This is a genomic window from Desulfovirgula thermocuniculi DSM 16036, assembly GCF_000429345.1.
GTDB classification, from domain to species: domain Bacteria; phylum Bacillota; class Desulfotomaculia; order Desulfotomaculales; family Desulfovirgulaceae; genus Desulfovirgula; species Desulfovirgula thermocuniculi.
The window spans coordinates 49,103-64,935 of sequence record NZ_AUBR01000012.1; the positions used below are offsets into that span (position 1 = coordinate 49,103).

Here is a 15,833-nt window from a genome sequence, read left to right on the forward strand (position 1 = left end):
AAAGTGACCAGACAGGAAGCTTACGACCTTCTCACCCGCTACCTTAAGACCCCGCACCTGCTCAAGCACTCCCTGGCCGTGGAGGCGGTGATGCGCGGCCTGGCCCGCCGTTTCGGCCAGGACGAGGAGCTGTGGGGCCTGGCCGGGCTGCTGCACGACATCGACTACGAGTGGACCAAGGACGAGCCGCACCGCCACAGCCTGGAGGGAGGGGACCTCCTGGCCAGGGAAGGCCTGCCGGAGGAAGTGGTTTACGCCGTGAAGGCGCACAACGAGGTGCACGGCCTGCCCCGCAAGAGCCTCCTGGACCGGGCCCTTTATGCCAGCGACCCGTTGACGGGGCTCATTGTGGCCGGCGCGCTCATCAAGCCGGAGAAAAAGCTGGCCGCCATTGACGTGCCCTTCCTCATGAACCGCTTCCACGAAAAGTCCTTTGCGCGGGGGGCCAACCGGCAGCAAATAAAAAGCTGCGAGGAGATGGGCCTTACCCTGGAAGAGTTCATGGGCATAGGGCTGGCGGCCATGCAGGGGATTGCCTCCCAGCTGGGCCTTTAAATTTTTCGCGGATGGGGCCGCCATAAAGGCCCCGTTTTTAGAGCGTGGGGGGCCCCTTTTAGGCAATGCTTTCTCTTAAGAGCTCTGCCGTCCTGCGGGCGCGCTGCTCGTCCCGCAGGCGTTTTATTTCCTCCAGGCGGGCGTACCAGGGTGCGGGGTCAAAGCTGCGCGGGGAGGCGAGGCAGCTGTCAATTAGCTGCCGGTAGAGCCTTACCGCCGCTCCCATAAGGGCGGGCGTGTACTCCCTCCCCTGGATCTTCAGCGTGGAGACGCCCAGCTCCAGGCAGCGGGGGATGTCCTCTAAGAGGAAGAAGGCCTCGTTGCGCAGCTTTACGCCCCAGGCGGCGGTGCCGTGCCGGCAGCTCACGTCCCAGGGGGCGAGGCAGAGGCGGTGGCACAGCCCGCCGCGGTTGGGGCTTCCCAGGAAGTGGTTCTTGCCCTCGGCATCAAGGTGCCAGACCTGCCGGGCGTAGCTGCTCATCCAGCACTGGCCGATGTAGGTAAAGCACGTGCTGGCGTGGATGAGCACCTCCACCCCCAGCCCGGCCCGGCGTATGGCCGACAACTCCTCCCAGGGGAGCTTGCAGTCGGCCACCACCTGCCTTACCCCCAGCTCCCGGAAGAAGGCGTAGTCCTGGGCGTTGGTCATATTGCAGCCCACGCTGGCGTGAATGGGCAGCTCCGGGAAGGCGCGGTGCACGGCGTGGATGCAGCCCACGTCGGTGAGGATGACCGCGTCGATGCCCCAGGAGAGGAAGCGCTCGAGCTTCTTTAAAAGCAAGGGGATCTCCCGGGAATGGGGGAGGGTGTTGATGGCCACGCGGATTTTTTTGCCGTAAGAGTGGACCAGGGAGGCGCACTCTTTTAGCTCCTCGTCGCCCAGCTCAAAGGCCGCCGCCCGCCTGCTCCAGCCCCGGGGCCCCACGTAGACGGCATCGGCCCCGGCCTCCATTACTTCCCGCACCATCTCCGGGCTCCCGCCCGGCGCCAGGAGTTCTACCATCTTAATACCACCTCCTCAGATGCTTACCGGCTCGCCGTACTGGTTGATGTACATCCTCCCGGCCTGGCCGAAGTAGTAGCCGTTGCAGAAGCCGTGGCGGGACCAGTTTTTGAGCATCTCCAGCCAGGCCGGCCAGAGCAGCTCCCGGCCTTCGGCCATGTGCTCCAGGGCTTCCCGGTAGATGAGGCCCACCTCGCGGCGGTATTCCGGCGGCTCGTAAAGGGTTTCCAGGCGAAAAGCCCGGTAGCCGCTTTCCAGCAGGTACGGCAGGTGCTCCAGCATGCACACGTCCTTGCCGCTCCACACCACCGTACCGGTGATTTTGAGCACCCAGTCCCGGGTGGTGAGCCAGAAATCCTCGCGGCAGGCCTGGGGGCAGGGGTGGTCCGGGAAGTTGAGCAAAAAGCAGCTGTTGGTGAGCCCCAGGGGCATCTTGCCGTGCAGGAGTATCTCCACCTCCAGGCCGCCGGCCTCGCGGATGAGGTGGATTTCCTCCAGGCTCACCTCGTAGTTTGGCGTGACCCTCCGCACTCCGTATTCCTTTAATTTGGCCGCCCCCAGATCGGTGTAGACGTTGGCAAAACAGCCCGTGTGCACGGGCAGCCCCGGGAAGCGGCGGTGGACCAGCCTCACTACCCCCAGGTTGTGGGCCTCCACGGCGTCGGCCCCCGCGCGGGCGGCGGTTTCCACCAGCTTTTCCACGCCGCCCAGCTCGCCGGTGCGGGGGGCGGCCGGCGTGGCCACGTAGGCCTTCTTGCCCATCCCCTTGAGGCGCGTGATGGCTTCTGCCAGCTCGCGGTGGTTTTCCAGCAGGTTACCGGCGTGCTTTGGGCAGTAGGGGTTCCCCAGGTAAACGGCCTGGTAAGGCGCTAAATCCCGCGCGTTTACCTCTTCCAGGGTGGAAACCTGGGTGTTCAGCTCTATCTCGAGTTGCCCCACGCTCTCACCTCCCCCTCTTTTTGCTGGCCGAAGGCCGCCAGCGCCTGGTCCAGGACCCGCCGGTACCGCTGCACCGTGAGGCCGGTTGCCTCGGGGGACAGGTGGCGGCCCTGCAGCTTGAAGACGGTGACCCCGCTTTTGAGGTAGGAAAGCACCTCCCCGGCCATGTCCAGCTCGCTAAAAGACAGGCGGCAGCTCCTCGCCTGGCCGGCGCCCGCCTTTAGCCGCCACGGCGCGCCGCAGGCCCGCCCGCAGTACCTGCCGCGCCGCGCGCTGCCCAGGGCCGGCGAGCCCCGGTGGAGGTAGCCGCCCAGAATGCAGGTGCCCGGCCTGAGGGGCTCCACGGCGGCCAGCAGGAAGACCTCCAGCTCTACGGAGGTTCTGGAGCGGATGTAAGCCACCTCTGCGGGAGAAATGCCGGGCGGCAGGATGACGCCCCTGGCGCCCAGCTCCTCTAAAAAGAGCACGTCCTCGGCGTTTACGGCCCCGCAGCCCACGCTGGCGTAAAGCGGTATGGCGGGGAAGGCGCGGGCGAGGTGGGCAATTAGGCCCACGTCGTTGAGGATGAAGCCGCCCGCCCCGGCGTGGGCCAGCAGGTTGACCGCCCTCAGGAGCTCTTCTTTGTCGGCGTGCCGGGGGATGACGTTTAAGGCCACGTGGGCCCGGCGCCCCAGGTTGCGGGCGACGGAGAGGCAGCTTTTCAGCTCTTCCAGGCTCATGCCGTTTTTGCCCCGCGAAAAACCGGCCAGCCCCGCGTACACGGCATCGGCGCCGGCTTTAAAAGCGGCCTGAGCGGCCTTCAAGCTTCCTGCCGGGGCCAGTAGGAGGGCCATGAGCGCAAAAAACCCCCTTTGGAATGTCCGGCGGGGGCCGCCATGAGGCCCCCGCCGCTTGTGGCTACGCCTCGCCGCGGGCCTTTTTCTCCCACTCGCGCAGGATGCGGCGCAGGATTTTGCCCGTGGGCGTGCGCGGTATCTCGCTGACAAAGGCAAACTCCCGCGGCAGCTTGTAGACGGAGATTTTATCCTTGCAGAACTCGATGAGCTCCTTTTCCAGCTCGGGGCCGGGCGTGTAACCCTCGTTGAGGGCAATGTAGGCCTTGACGTTTTGCCCGCGGACCTCGTCGGGCACACCGATCACGCCCACGTCCCTCACCGCCGGGTGCTTGGCCAGGGCGTCTTCGATTTCCTCGGGGCCGATGCGGTAGCCGGAGCTCTTGATGAGGTCGTCCTCCCGGGAGACAAAGAAGAGGTAGCCTTCCTCATCCAGGTACACGTAGTCGCCCACCTGGTTCCAGCCGTTGAAGTTGACCTCTTTCTGCTTTTTGAGCAGGGCGCCGTTGTCCTCGTAGGGCCGCCAGTAGACGGTGCAGGTGGGCCCGCGGGCGATGAACCTGCCGATCTCGCCGGGCGGCAGCTCGCGACCGTCCTCGTCTACCACCTTGATTTCGTAGCCGGGGACGGCCTGGCCGGCGGAGCCGGGCTTGGCCCTCATGTTTACCGTGTTGGAGACGAAGACAAAGCCCATTTCCGAGGAGCCCAGCCCCTCGTAAATGTCCATGCCGAAGCGCTCCCGCCAGGCAAAGAAGGCCTTGGTGCCCAGCGCCTCGCCGCCGCCGGTGCAGATGCGTAAGGAGCTTAAGTCGTACTTCTTCTCCGCGTCGGGGACCTGGAGCATCTTGCGGTAGGCCGTGGGCAGCACGGAAATGATGGTGGCGTTGTACTTCTGGATGGCCTCGAACATATCCTCCGGCGTGAACTTCGGCAGGAGGAACACGGCGGCGCCAAAGCGGAAGGGTATGACCGCCGTTACGCCGTAGCCGGCGGCAAAGGCCATGGGCGCCGGGCCGCCGATGACGTCGTCGGGCCGTACGCGCCAGCAATATTTGCCGAAGCTGTCGGCAATGATGAGGAGGTCCTCCATGAAGTGCACCGTGCCCTTGGGCAGGCCGGTGGTGCCGGAGGTGTAGAGGAGCAGGGCCACCGCCAGGCGCTCCCGGCGCACGGGCTCCAGGTGCTTGTTGGGGTGGCTGGCCAGCTCGCCGTAGGGGATGTAGCCCTTGGCCTTGACTTCGGCAGGGTTGCCGCCGATGACGATGATGTGCTCCACCGTCTTGAAGTTGTCCTTGGCCGCTTCCAGCTCACCCATGAGCCCCACGTGGCAGAAGATGGCCTTGGCCTCGGCGTTGTTGGCCACGTGGGCCAGCTCTACCCGGGAGAAAAGGGGGGAGGTGGGCACGCAGATGCCCCCGATCTTGATGATGGCAAAGTTGGCAATAAGGGCTTCCGGGACGTTGGGCGAGCGGATGATTACGCGGTCGCACTCTCCGAGGCCGAGGTCCTTTAAGGCGTTGCCCAGCCGGTTGACGGCGTACATCAGCTCTCGGTAGGTGATTTTCTGGTCCTCGTAAAAGATGGCCACGTGGTTGCCCATGCCCTTTTCCAGCACGTTCTTGTCAATCAGCTCTTCCGTGGCGTTTAAAAGATCGGGGTATTCCTGGAATTCGGGCAGAGTGTAAATTTTTTGCGGCCAGAGCTCCCTGGGCGGCAGGTAATTCTCGGGAAGGCAACCCATAAGTTTTTTCACCCCTTCGCAAATATTTTTTAAATATTTAGCCATTTATGGTGGCGGCAACCCCGTGCTTTGCCCGCTCACCCCCTTCATCTAGGCGTATATGCGCTGGGCGGCGTTGCTCCGCAGGAATTCCGCGCTGCTGCCGGCAAAGATGATGCGCCCCTGGCAGAAGCCGTAAATGCGCCCGGCCAAGCTGGTGGCCGCTTTAAGATCATGCTCGGAGAAGAGCACGGTGACCCCTTTCTGGGGCAAAGTGCGGATGACCTGGGAGAGCACCTGCTTCATGCCCGTGCTCAGGCCGAAAAAGGGCTCGTCTAAAAGCAGCATCCTGGGCTGGGCCATCAGCGCCCGCCCGATGAGCAGCATCTGCTTTTCCCCGCCGCTCAAAACGCCTGCCGGGTAATGCTTCTTTTGCGCCAGGCAGGGGAAAAGGGCAAACACCTCCTCCAAGGTGGCCCGGGCCTTTTGGGCGTCCCGCAGGAGGAGGGCCCCCACCCGAAGGTTTTCCAGCACCGTCAGCTCGGGGGCCACCCTGGCCCGCTCGGGGGTGTAGATGAGGCCCAGGCGGGCGCGCCGGTAGGCCGGGAGCCCGGTGAGCTCCCGGGAGGCAAAGCAAATGCTGCCCCTCTGGTGAGGGGTGATGCCGGCGGTGGCCCGCAGCAGGGTGGTCTTGCCGGAGCCGTTGGGCCCCACCACCGCCACCACCTCCCGCTCTTCCACCGCCAGGCTTACTCCCTTGAGGGCGCGCACGCCCCCGTAGCTCACCCAGAGTTCCCGCACGTCGAGGAGGGCCATCCTAAAGCTCCATCCCTTCACGGAGGATTTGGGGTACCTGGCCGCGGTCGAACTCCCCCTTGAGCCTGCCCCTTTCCATGTAAAGGATGCGGTGGGCCAGGTTGCTTAAAATGCGCGGGTTGTGGGAGACCAGGAGGATGGCCACGCCGCGCTCGTTGACGCGGCGCAGGAGTTCCAGCAGCCCGGCCTCTTCCTTGATGCTCAGGGCGGCAAAGGGCTCATCCAGGAGCAGGAGCCGCGGCGAGGTGGCCAGGGCGCGGGCCAGCTCCAGCCGCTTCAGCGCCCCGGAAGAGAGTTGGTTGGCCGGCATGTGCCGGCGGTCCAGCAGGCCGGTTTCCTCGAGGATCATCCTGGCCCGCTCGCGGTCGGCGCGCGTCTGGTGCCAGCGCCGGGCGGTGAGGGCCACCAGCACGTTCTCGTAGACGGTGAGGTGGCAGAAGGGCCTGGTCAGCTGGAAGGTGCGGGCAATGCCCAGCCTGGCCCGCCGGTGGGCGTCTAAGCGGGTGATTTCCCGGCTCCCCCAGTAAATTTTCCCCTCCTGGGGCCGCAGGAGGCCGCCGAGGAGGTTGAGCAGGGTGGTCTTGCCGGAGCCGTTGGGGCCCGTGAGGGCCACGACTTCCCCTTCCCGGACGGCAAAACTCACCCCCTTTACCGCCGGGTACCCGTAAAAGGAGCGGGTCAGGCCGGCGGCCCGCAGGAGCTCATTTTGGCCTGCCGGCATCTCGATACCTCCGCCAGAGTTCGGCCAGGTGAGGCCCGATTCCCTTGGGGAAGAACCGCGCGGCCAGGATCAACGCCAGGCCGTAGGCCAGCAGGCGCACCGGCGGCGGTACCCACAGCCAGGAAAAAAAGCGCCGGCGAGGTAGGCGGCCAGGGCCGGGCCGGCCACCGTACCCCTCCCTCCCAGGATGGCCAGCACCAGGGCCGCAAAGCTCAGCTCCAGGGACAGCGATGAAGGGGCGGCCAGCCCCAGGTACTGGGCGTGCAGGGCGCCTGCTGTGCCGCCCAGGAGAAAGCCGAGGCCAAAGGCCAGGGTTTTCAGCGCGGGGGGCGAGAGGCCGATGGCCTGCGCGGCCATCTCGTCCTGCCCCACGGCCAGGAGCTTTAGCCCCGGCACGGATTTTTTCAGCGCCAGCAGGCCCCCGGCGGCGGCCAGCAAGAGCGTCAGGGAGAGGTAGTAGTTGAAGGCGTAAAAGGCTTCTACCTCGCGGGCCACGATGGCCGCCACGGGGATGCCGCTCTCACCGCCCAGGCTGTAGCCGGCGGGGGTGGTTATGCCGGTGCAGAGGGCAATCTCGTGGGCAATCTCGGCCAGGGCCAGGGAAACCAGGGTGACAAAAGCGCCCGTCAGCCGCGAGGTGGCCAGGCCCACCGTAAGGCCCAGCAGCAGGGCTCCCCCCAGGGCTAAGGGCAGGGCCGCCAGGGGAGGAAGGCCCTCTAAGGTCAGCAGGGCCATCAGGTAGCCGGCCCCCCCGAAGGCCAGGGCGTGACCGCCGCTGAGCTGGCCGCCTATCCCCGCCGTGAGGTCCCACCCCAGCACGAAGAGCGCCTGCAGGTGGGCGAGGGTGAGGATGTTGAGGAGAAAGGGGTCGCGCGCAAGCGGGGGGATGAGGTAAAGGGCGGCTGCGGCGGCAAAGAGAAACAGGCTGCGCATGGGCCTTCCTCCAGAAAGCTCAGTCTCGCTTGATGGTTTTTCCCAGCAGGCCGTGCGGCCTGGTGAGAAGGACCAGCACGATGGCGGCCAGGGCAAACACGTAGGACCACTGGGCGGCCAGGTAGAAGCTCACCGCCTGGGCGCAGGTCCCCACCACCAGGCCGGCCACCAGGGCGGCCTGCACGTTGCCCAGCCCGCCCACCACCACCACCGCCAGGGAGAGGATCATGGGCGCGCGGCCCATGGTGGGGTGGATGGTGTGCAAAGGCGCGGTCAGGCTTCCCGCCACGGCGGCCAGGGCGCTGGCCAGGCCGAAGATGAGCGTCTGGATGGCCTCCACGTTAATGCCCAGCAGCTGGGCTCCTTCCGGGTCCTGCGCGACCATCCTGACTGCCGTCCCCCACCCGGTGCGCAGGCCCAGGAAAAGGGCGGCGGTAAGGGCCACGGCTGCCAGGCCTGCCACCAGTTGCTGCAAATCCACCACCACCCCGCCCGCCTCTACCGCCGGCAGCGGCTTGGGCATGCTCAGATATTGCGGCCCCCACAGGAGCTGGAAGACCTGCTCGCAAACGATGCTTGCCGCCAGGGTGACGAGGGCCACCGTGGCGTGGTGTTGCCTTACGGGGGCCAGGCAGAGGCGGTCGAAGATTACCCCCAGGGCAAAGGCCGCCGGCGCGGCCACCGCCGGGGCCAGCAGGGGGCTTTTACCCATGGACACGGAGATGGTATAGGTTAAAAAGCTGCCCAGGGCGAAAAAGGCGCCGTGGGAAAGGTTGATCACCCGCATGATGCCGAAAACCAGCGCCAGCCCCACGGCCATCAGCGCAAGCACCGCCCCGTTTAGGATCCCGCTGACGGCCAGCTGCAAAAGGGTGCTCACCGCACCACATCCTTACCCTCGCGCCACTCCACCACCACGCCAGCCAGCCCCTTGCCCGGCCCCCACTGGGCCTGGTGGGACCGGTCGAAGTTGTAGGTGCCGCACAGCCCCTCCAGTTTGCCCTCCTCCAGGGCCTTGATCACCTTTTCCGCCTCCAGGCTTCCCGCGCGGTTCACCCCCTGGGCCAGCACCAGGAGCGCGTCGTAGGGCAAGACGTCGCTGTAGCCCACCGGCTGGTAACCGTAGCGGGCCTTAAAGGTTTCAAAGTACCGGGCGCCTTTCTCCGTGTTTTTCCACCCCGCCGCCTGGAAGTAGACGGGGCTCTTGCCCGTGAGGGTCGCGGCCACGCGGGCGTCGCCCAGGGAGCCGCCCACGGAAAGCACGGGCACGCCCAGCTGGTAGTCCTGGATCTTTTTCACCATCTCCACGGCTCCCTTGCCGGGGTCGCCCAGCACCACCATGGCCGGCCTTTTCTCTTTAAGGGCGTTAACGATGCCGTCTAAGGCCGGGTCCTTGCTGGCGTAGTAGCCCTCGTAGACGGGGGTTATGCCGTACCTGGCCAGGTAGTTTTTAAGCGCCTGGGCAAACTCCTGGTTCCAGCGGATGTTCACCCCTACAAAGGCGTAATTCTTTATTCCCTGCCCGGCCATGAAGCTGCCCAAAAGCTCGGCCCACTGGTCGATGTTGTAGGCCACGCGGAATACGTACTTGTACTTGTCGTAATCGTCCCTCACCTTGGCCGTAAATTCCGTGGCCGCGGCCACGGGGATGATGAGGGGAACTTTTTTCGCGGCGGCCAGCTCCATGACCTCAGCCGTCTCCTCGCTTAAATACGCCCCGATGAGGAGCTGCACTTTTTCTTTTTCTAACAGGCGCAGCGCCTCCGCGCGGGCCGCGTCGGCCTTGCCCTGGGAATCGGCAAAGATAAGCTCCACCGGCCGGCCTAATACCCCCCCCTTGGCGTTTACTTCCTCCCGGGCCAGCTCCAGGCTTTGCTTCATGGAAGCGCCGCCCGAGGCAAAGGGTCCGGTGAGAGGGGCGAGAACACCGATTTTTAAGGCCTCCGGCTGCTTTGTAGCGGTGCCCTGCCGGGCGCAGCCGCCCGCGGCGCATACTGCCAGCACCAGCGCCAATACCAGCATCAACCGGCGCATTGCCTGACTCCTCTCCTTAAATTTAGACTCTTGTGACTTTTGTTACTTTTATTTTAAGACAAAAGGGCGGGGACGTCATAAACTTTCGGGCTAACGGCCAACTTTGGGGGTCGAGCGGTTAGATGGCCGTTGCCAGCCGTGACGCCTTGCCGGATGGGGTTACCGTGAGGTTGCGTGCCGGAGGGACAAATTGTCGGAAAAGAGTGCCTTTTCGCGCAACGGTCGCTTTAACCCTTTGGGTTACCACTTCGCCATGCCTTTTTGGTGATTTGCGGAAAAAAGCTTTCCGGCCTGTAAAGAGGCCCCTTAAAATTGCACTTAGCGAGGTCAAAAGCAAGCGCGTGCGCGAGCGAAGCGGGGGTGATTTAAAAGCTCCGGTGCGAAGTTGGTGCCTGGACCCTTCCCGGTCGTGGCGGCGGAGTAAAAAAACTGGGGAAGTGGAGGGTTTGCTAAATGAGGGAAGTGCGGGAAATAGAAATAAACAGCTTTGCCGACACCTTAAAGGTGAGGCCCTGGCCGGTGACCCCTCCTCCGTCCAAAGAGGAAGTCATGAAGGTGTACGCCCGCAGGAAGGCGGAGGAGTTCGGGAAGTTTACGGAGGAGATCCTGGGCTTTGAAAGCGTCTTTGACAAGCCGGAGGCCCTGCAGGGCTTAAAGGTCCTCGATGTGGGCATCTGGCGCCTGGGCAATGCCTTTGCCTCCTCCCTGCTGGCCGAACTGGGGGCCGAGGTCATCAAGGTAGAGCCCCCTACGGGGGATCCCCTGCGCCAGCTCACCCCCTTTGGCCGCGAGGAGTATATGTTAAAGGACGCCGAGCGCGGGGAGCCCTGCGGGCTGGAATTCATTGCCGAGATGCGCAACAAGTATTCCATCACCTTGAACCTGGAGACTCCCGAGGGCCGCGAGCTGTACAAGAAGCTGGCCTGCCACGCCGACGTGATCATTGAAAACTACCCCCCGGGGCAGTTTGACGAGTGGGGCATCGGCTACCGGCAGATCTCCAAGCTCAACCCCAGGGTCATCTACTGCTGGATCGGCATCCTGGGCCAGTGGGGGCCTCTTAAGGACCGCGTCTCCAAGTACGGGCAGTGGATGCTGGAGCCCTTTGCCCAGGCGGCCAACTCGTACATCCACAATACGGGGTTCCCGCAGGACCTCCTGCCGCGGGGCAGCGGCGGCGACCCCACCCGCTCCGGGGTGTGGATTGCCGACTATGCGGCCGGCGAACAGGCGGCGGTGAACATCCTGGCCGCCCTTTACTACCGCGACGAGTTCAGCGGGCGGGGCCAGTTCATTGAGGTTACCTCCGCGGAAGCCCTTATGGAGATAATGGACTTTGACATTTCATGGTACGGCTTCAACCGCAGCATCAAGGCGCGCACCGGCGGCTGGGACCCCAACCTGAACCAGTATGCCTGGAACCCCTGCAAGGACGGCTACATGATGATCGGCGGCCAGACCGACCGGTTGTGGTACCGCATCTGCATGTGCATAGAAAGAGAGCTGCCCCAGTTCGGCCGCCTCATTACCGAGGACCCCTTCTTAAAGGAAATTGCCGCCCGCAACGCCTTCCAGGCGCTGGTGAAGACCTACACCCTCACCACCATGTGGCTGCGGGAAAACACCCGGGCGCAGGTGGAGAAGAAGCTCCTGGAGTACGAGGTGGCTGCCGGGCCGGTGATGACCATTGACGAAGTGGCCGAGTTCCCCCACTTCAAGTACCGCCGCTGGGTGGACATCATTGAGGACAGCAACTACGGGGAGCTCATGTACGCCGTGTCGCCCAACTCCTACCAGCACCGCACGCCTGCCCGCGTGAAGTGGATGGGACGGCCGCTGGGCTACGACAACGCGGAGATTTACCGCCGCTACCTGGGGCTGGGCTACGAGCAACTCCGGGAGCTCAAAGAGAAGGGGGTCATTTAAGGATGAAGGACCTGCGCGAGTGCTGCCTGGAGGAACTGCCGGGGCCGAAGAGCCAGGCAGACCTGGAGGATGCCAAGATCCCGTACGAGGAATACTGCCGCCGGCTCTTTGCGCCGGGCAGGGAATTCGAGAAGCCGGAAAGCTTAAAGGGCATCCGCTGGCTGAGCTGCACCATGTACATCTTCACCCCCCACTCGGTGGCCAACCTGGCCGAGCTGGGGGCGGAGGTCATCAAGATCGAGGTGCCGCGCATGGGCGAGCCCATGCGGCACACCTCTCCCTTTAACGAGGTCTACCTCTACCCCATGCACGACTCCCGGCCCATGACGGGCACCGGTTTCGGCTACATGAACGCCAATACCAACAAGTACAACATCACCCTGGACTACCACCGCCCGGAGGCCCAGGAGATCCTCTACCGGCTGGTGAAGATGTCCGACGGCCTGACCGAGTGCTACCGCCCGGGCACCTTCGACCGCTGGCGCCAGAGCTACCGCTACCTGCAGGAGATCAACCCCCGCTTCATCTACGTCTGGGGCGGTGGCTTCGGCTACGGGCCCAAGGTCTTCGGTGCCTCCTACGACATTTTAGGTCAGGCCCACGCCGGGCTGGCCAGCATTACCGGCTTCCACGAGGACTTCGGCGGCCACCCCACCAAGCACACCAACTGGGTAATCGACTGGTATTCGGGCACGCTCATCACCGTGGCCATCCTGGCCGCCCTGAACTGGCGCCGCAAGTACGGCCTGGGCACCATGATCGAGTTCTCCCAGGTGCAGGCCTGTACCCGGGCCATGGGCTACACCGTGCCGCTCTACCACCGCTTCGGCGTGGTGCGCCAGCGCTGGGGCAACTGGGATACCCAGCTCTGTGTGCACGGCATCATCCTCTGCGGCAAGTCCGATTACCCCGACGAGGTCAACCCGCAGCTCAAATACGACGCCCGCTACGTCATGGTCAGCGCCTTCAACGACCCCGACTTCCAGGAGCTCTGCGCCGTCATCGGGCGCAAGGACCTCTGGGAGAAGTACAAGAGCCACAAGCAGCGGCTGGCGCCCGAGGCCCAGATAGAGATCTACCGCGCCCTGGAGCAGTGGGCCGCGGACAAGAGCCGCTCCGAAGTGGTCAAAATCCTTACCGATGCCGGCATCCTGGCCATGCCCGTGCGCAACGACAAGGAAGTGTACGAGTGCGAGCACTTCCGCCAGCGCGGCACCATCCGCTGGATGGAGGACCCCACCTTTGGCGACGTGCTGGTGCAGGGCGCCTACAGCGCGGGCCTGATGTCCGAGACCCCCAGGCGCGTGAAGTGGGTCTGGCGGACGCTGGGTGCCGATAACCTGAAGATTTACCACGAGCTGCTGGGCTACCCCCTGAGCAAGCTCAAAGAGTGGTCCGAAAAGGGCATTATCTAGAGAGGGAGGCGGGGTCCCGTGTGCGACATCATTTGGTGCAAGAAGTGCAATACGGTAAACTACCTGGACCCTTACTACTTCTGGAACTGGGAGGGTAAGGTCCAGTGCGCCGAATGCCGCACGGTTTACTACATTCACATGATCCAGGGCTTCATGTACGCCGGCCCGGAGGAAAAGCCGGGCGAGGCACCGGACATTTTGCCGCTCTACGCCGATAAGCCCCTGGACGGCTATACGAACTACCTCCCGGGCACGGAGGGGCGCACCAGGCCTTTCCAGTGCCAGCCCCGGGAAATTTACCTGGGCAAGCCGGACATGGTCAAGTTCAGCATCCGCGGCCGGCCGGTCCGCGGCTGGGCTCCCCAGCCGCCGTCTACAGGCTTCCTGGGCTCCTTTGGCTTTGCCTGGGACGTGGAGAAGCTCTCGCCCGAGGTGTGGCAGGAGTACCAGGAAAAGAAGAAGCGCGGCGAAGTAAAGGACTGGTAGGGGAGGGGTGGGGGAATGGATAAAACGCTCAGCCCGCAGGAATTCCTGGCCAAGGTTTTAGAGCCGGCCAAGAAGACCGACCATATCTGCTGGAGCTGCAAGTATTTGAAGCCGGTGCTGAAGGATTCCAATTTCCCGCCGGCTGACCTCATCGGCTACTGCAAGAAGATCCACTGGCCCTTTTACTGGTGCATTTCCGAGTACGACGTGGTCAAGCGGTGTTACGCCTATGAGGCCCGAGGGTAAGGCGGAGCTGGAAGCGCTGCGGCAGGTGGTGCTTGCCTGGAAGGAGGACTACTCCCGGTGGGCGGGCGCCACCGCCCCCGCCGATTTCCTGGCGGAAGTGGAGGAAATGGTCTACCCGTACCTGAGAAGGCTCTACGAGTGCCGGTATATAGGTGAAGAGCAGGTAAGGGAATTCTGGCGTTTCTGTGAAGAGCAGGCAAAAGCGCTCCTCAATTCATGAGAAGGGGTGTAAGGAAATGCCCGAAAAGTGCCGGGTAGTTGTTTGCGGCTACGACCCCATGCTGGTGAGGGGCTACGTGAAGACCGGGGAGCGGGCCCTTTGGTGGTACCTCCCCGACGAGCTCTACGAGGATTATAAGGTGCAGCCGGGGGATAAGGTGAAGGGCACCCTTCTGGCCGTATACAACCCGAAGGCCGAGCGCGTGGCCACCCCCAACGAGCATTTCACCTGGCCCACCAGCAAAGAGACGGGCCTGGCGGTGGTCCTGCCGCCGGAGGCCATTGTCAAGTACGAGCTGACGGAGTTTCACTTCCTGGAGCTGACCATCAGCTCCATTGAGCGGGCCGACGGGCGGGAGGAAGAAGTCTACCCCGGAGAGGTAAAGCAGCGCAAGTTCTGGCCGGAAGAAAAGATGAAGCTCCACTATTACGTGCCTTACGTGGCGCCATGAGCCGGGAAACCGGGCCGGGCTGGAGGAGGCTTTCCGCACTCCAGCCCGACCATTCTTTATTTGCGCGCTGCCTCTACCTCGAGGGCTACGACTTTTCCTCCAACATCTACGCCCTTTGCGGCGACTACCTGACCCTCATTGATGCCGGAAACGACTACACCGCCTTCATACAGCTTTTTGCGGAAGGATTTAAGCCCGCCGACGTCCAAAAGGTGGTGCTCACCCACGGGCACATGGACCACGCCATGGGCACCGTAGAACTGCTCCGGGCCTACCCCAGCATCCTAAGGGAGGGCAGGCTGGAGGTCGTCCTGCACCGTGAGGGGCCCGAAGAGCTAAAGGAGATCGTACGGGAGTGCGGCCTGCACCTGCGGGAGGTGGAGGGCGGGGAAACCCTGGAGCTTTCCGGCTTTACCTTTGAGGTGCTGGCCACGCCCGGACACACCGCCGACGGCATCTGCCTGTACCACGCCGAAAGCGCCACCCTCATCACCGGCGACATGGTCCTGCCCTACGGCATTGTGGCTCCCGACCCCGGGGCGGGGGGGAACCTGCGGGATTACCTTTCCTCCCTGCGCCAGCTGCTTTCCCTAAAGGTGGAGAACCTCCTTCCCGGCCACTGGGAGCCAGTTTTCGGCCATGCCCGGCAGGTGATCCGCGATACCTACGAGGGCCTCATCAAGAGGGCGGCCGGAAAGGATGCCCCCTGGGCGGAGCTGGCCCTGGAGATGCTGCGCCGCGGCCACCTGGAGGAGGTGGTCTACTGCTGCGAGCGCCGGCTCGGCGAAAACCCGCAGGACACCTCCTTTTTGGGCTTAAAGGCGACCTGCCTCTGCGACCTGGGCCGTTTCCGGGAAGCGGCGGAGGCCTTTGAGGCGGTGCTGGGGGGCGACCCCGGCAACTTCCTGGCCCTGGTGGGCAAGGGGCGCGCGCTAATGGGGCTCGGGGACTACGAGGGAAGCCTGGAGTGCTTTGAGCGCGCCCTGGAAAAGCGACCCGGCTCTCTTGAAGCGCTCGTCTACAAGGGCCTGGCCCTTTCCCTGGCGGGGAGGCACGAGGAGGCCATGGCCATCGGGCCCTTCCGGGAGGAGTTTGCCAGGAGGTTTGCGGAAAACGTTTTGGAGGGCAGGGGAGCTGTGTGAAAAATGCGGGCCGGCCAAAAGGCCGGCTTTTTTACAAAAGCCCCGCCAGAATGCCCCCGATTTTTAATCGGGGGATGAAGGCCGTGTAAAATTTCAGTAGGCGCCAGAAAGGAATAAGCCCCTTGAAAAAGAAATGAGACCTCGCTCCCAAAAAACCACCAAAACTCAAGCTAAAGGAGTGTGAGGTCTCATGTTAGACATTCGCCACATAGTGGGTGCAGTCCTTCTTTTTGTCACTGGTCTGATTAAGTTAATCAGTGAGAGCAAGGATTTTTATGAGCTTGAGAGAGGCATTCACGAACTTTGCCAGAAGGTGTGCAACCAAATTCTTACCTGGGCCCTGGAACAAATGGATGAGCGTCTGATGCGCGAACGTGACCGGAGTACCTGGGA

The 15,833-nt window shown here is 63.7% G+C and carries 17 protein-coding genes and 1 pseudogene; 9 read left to right on the top strand and 9 right to left on the bottom strand.

Annotated features, from left to right (window positions below; all coding sequences use genetic code 11):
* The first annotated feature begins 3 nt into the window (after positions 1-3).
* Positions 4-555 (top strand): HD domain-containing protein, encoded by a 552-nt coding sequence (locus G454_RS0104840; RefSeq protein ID WP_027717691.1) that lies wholly within the window; start codon positions 4-6, stop codon positions 553-555.
* A gap of 58 nt (positions 556-613) precedes the next feature.
* Here the strand turns inward: G454_RS0104840 and G454_RS0104845 are convergent, their stop codons facing one another.
* From G454_RS0104845 to G454_RS0104885, 9 genes are all read right to left on the bottom strand, one after another.
* The gene (locus G454_RS0104845) at positions 614-1,558 is read right to left on the bottom strand and encodes a peptidase U32 family protein (protein ID WP_027717692.1); all 945 of its coding nucleotides are present in this window, start codon (positions 1,556-1,558) and stop codon (positions 614-616) included.
* A 15-nt stretch (positions 1,559-1,573) separates the two neighbouring features.
* The gene (locus tag G454_RS0104850) at positions 1,574-2,497 is read right to left on the bottom strand and encodes a peptidase U32 family protein (protein WP_051275903.1); all 924 of its coding nucleotides are present in this window, start codon (positions 2,495-2,497) and stop codon (positions 1,574-1,576) included.
* Entirely contained in the window at positions 2,479-3,330 is an 852-nt protein-coding gene (locus G454_RS0104855) for a peptidase U32 family protein (protein ID WP_027717694.1), read from the bottom strand. The genes G454_RS0104850 and G454_RS0104855 overlap by 19 nt, the downstream gene beginning before the upstream one ends.
* A 64-nt stretch (positions 3,331-3,394) precedes the next feature.
* The gene (locus G454_RS0104860) at positions 3,395-5,083 is read right to left on the bottom strand and encodes an acetate--CoA ligase (protein ID WP_211229959.1); all 1,689 of its coding nucleotides are present in this window, start codon (positions 5,081-5,083) and stop codon (positions 3,395-3,397) included.
* Positions 5,084-5,161: 78 nt separating this feature from the next.
* Positions 5,162-5,866 (bottom strand): ABC transporter ATP-binding protein, encoded by a 705-nt coding sequence (locus tag G454_RS0104865; RefSeq protein WP_027717696.1) that lies wholly within the window; start codon positions 5,864-5,866, stop codon positions 5,162-5,164.
* Between the two features lies 1 nt (position 5,867).
* Positions 5,868-6,587 (bottom strand): ATP-binding cassette domain-containing protein, encoded by a 720-nt coding sequence (locus G454_RS17805; RefSeq protein ID WP_051275907.1) that lies wholly within the window; start codon positions 6,585-6,587, stop codon positions 5,868-5,870.
* 69 nt (positions 6,588-6,656) lie between these two features.
* Positions 6,657-7,520 (bottom strand): branched-chain amino acid ABC transporter permease, encoded by an 864-nt coding sequence (locus tag G454_RS0104875; RefSeq protein WP_027717697.1) that lies wholly within the window; start codon positions 7,518-7,520, stop codon positions 6,657-6,659.
* A gap of 19 nt (positions 7,521-7,539) precedes the next feature.
* Entirely contained in the window at positions 7,540-8,400 is an 861-nt protein-coding gene (locus G454_RS0104880; RefSeq protein WP_027717698.1) for a branched-chain amino acid ABC transporter permease, read from the bottom strand.
* The gene (locus tag G454_RS0104885) at positions 8,397-9,554 is read right to left on the bottom strand and encodes an ABC transporter substrate-binding protein (protein WP_027717699.1); all 1,158 of its coding nucleotides are present in this window, start codon (positions 9,552-9,554) and stop codon (positions 8,397-8,399) included. The genes G454_RS0104880 and G454_RS0104885 overlap by 4 nt, the downstream gene beginning before the upstream one ends.
* A gap of 453 nt (positions 9,555-10,007) precedes the next feature.
* On the opposite strand from G454_RS0104885, the gene G454_RS0104890 reads away from it, so the two are divergent.
* From G454_RS0104890 to G454_RS17820, 8 genes and pseudogenes are all read left to right on the top strand, one after another.
* The gene (locus G454_RS0104890; protein ID WP_027717700.1) at positions 10,008-11,480 is read left to right on the top strand and encodes a CaiB/BaiF CoA transferase family protein; all 1,473 of its coding nucleotides are present in this window, start codon (positions 10,008-10,010) and stop codon (positions 11,478-11,480) included.
* 2 nt (positions 11,481-11,482) lie between these two features.
* Entirely contained in the window at positions 11,483-12,895 is a 1,413-nt protein-coding gene (locus G454_RS17810) for a CaiB/BaiF CoA transferase family protein (protein ID WP_051275909.1), read from the top strand.
* 18 nt (positions 12,896-12,913) lie between these two features.
* Positions 12,914-13,381 (top strand): hypothetical protein, encoded by a 468-nt coding sequence (locus G454_RS0104900; protein ID WP_027717701.1) that lies wholly within the window; start codon positions 12,914-12,916, stop codon positions 13,379-13,381.
* Between the two features lie 15 nt (positions 13,382-13,396).
* Positions 13,397-13,627, top strand: coding sequence for a hypothetical protein (locus G454_RS0104905; RefSeq protein WP_027717702.1), 231 nt, complete (start codon positions 13,397-13,399; stop codon positions 13,625-13,627).
* On the top strand, positions 13,611-13,847 hold the full coding sequence (locus G454_RS0104910) for a hypothetical protein (RefSeq protein WP_027717703.1): 237 nt from the start codon (positions 13,611-13,613) through the stop codon (positions 13,845-13,847). The genes G454_RS0104905 and G454_RS0104910 overlap by 17 nt, the downstream gene beginning before the upstream one ends.
* A gap of 16 nt (positions 13,848-13,863) precedes the next feature.
* Positions 13,864-14,298, top strand: coding sequence for a hypothetical protein (locus G454_RS0104915; protein ID WP_027717704.1), 435 nt, complete (start codon positions 13,864-13,866; stop codon positions 14,296-14,298).
* On the top strand, positions 14,295-15,440 hold the full coding sequence (locus tag G454_RS20280) for an MBL fold metallo-hydrolase (RefSeq protein WP_051275910.1): 1,146 nt from the start codon (positions 14,295-14,297) through the stop codon (positions 15,438-15,440). The genes G454_RS0104915 and G454_RS20280 overlap by 4 nt, the downstream gene beginning before the upstream one ends.
* 190 nt (positions 15,441-15,630) lie before the next feature.
* Positions 15,631-15,833: pseudogene (locus tag G454_RS17820) on the top strand (ISLre2 family transposase); the annotation flags it as partial.

Bases quoted from the DNA above. Each gene is read 5' to 3' on its own strand.
- G454_RS0104845 (WP_027717692.1), bottom strand. From the start codon at position 1,558: ATGGTAGAACTCCTGGCGCCGGGCGGGAGCCCGGAGATGGTGCGGGAA.
- G454_RS0104855 (WP_027717694.1), bottom strand. From the start codon at position 3,330: ATGGCCCTCCTACTGGCCCCGGCAGGAAGCTTGAAGGCCGCTCAGGCC.
- G454_RS0104865 (WP_027717696.1), bottom strand. From the start codon at position 5,866: ATGGCCCTCCTCGACGTGCGGGAACTCTGGGTGAGCTACGGGGGCGTG.
- G454_RS17805 (WP_051275907.1), bottom strand. From the start codon at position 6,587: ATGCCGGCAGGCCAAAATGAGCTCCTGCGGGCCGCCGGCCTGACCCGC.
- G454_RS0104875 (WP_027717697.1), bottom strand. From the start codon at position 7,520: ATGCGCAGCCTGTTTCTCTTTGCCGCCGCAGCCGCCCTTTACCTCATC.
- G454_RS0104885 (WP_027717699.1), bottom strand. From the start codon at position 9,554: ATGCGCCGGTTGATGCTGGTATTGGCGCTGGTGCTGGCAGTATGCGCC.
- G454_RS0104890 (WP_027717700.1), top strand. From the start codon at position 10,008: ATGAGGGAAGTGCGGGAAATAGAAATAAACAGCTTTGCCGACACCTTA.
- G454_RS17810 (WP_051275909.1), top strand. From the start codon at position 11,483: ATGAAGGACCTGCGCGAGTGCTGCCTGGAGGAACTGCCGGGGCCGAAG.
- G454_RS0104905 (WP_027717702.1), top strand. From the start codon at position 13,397: ATGGATAAAACGCTCAGCCCGCAGGAATTCCTGGCCAAGGTTTTAGAG.
- G454_RS0104910 (WP_027717703.1), top strand. From the start codon at position 13,611: ATGAGGCCCGAGGGTAAGGCGGAGCTGGAAGCGCTGCGGCAGGTGGTG.
- G454_RS0104915 (WP_027717704.1), top strand. From the start codon at position 13,864: ATGCCCGAAAAGTGCCGGGTAGTTGTTTGCGGCTACGACCCCATGCTG.
- G454_RS20280 (WP_051275910.1), top strand. From the start codon at position 14,295: ATGAGCCGGGAAACCGGGCCGGGCTGGAGGAGGCTTTCCGCACTCCAG.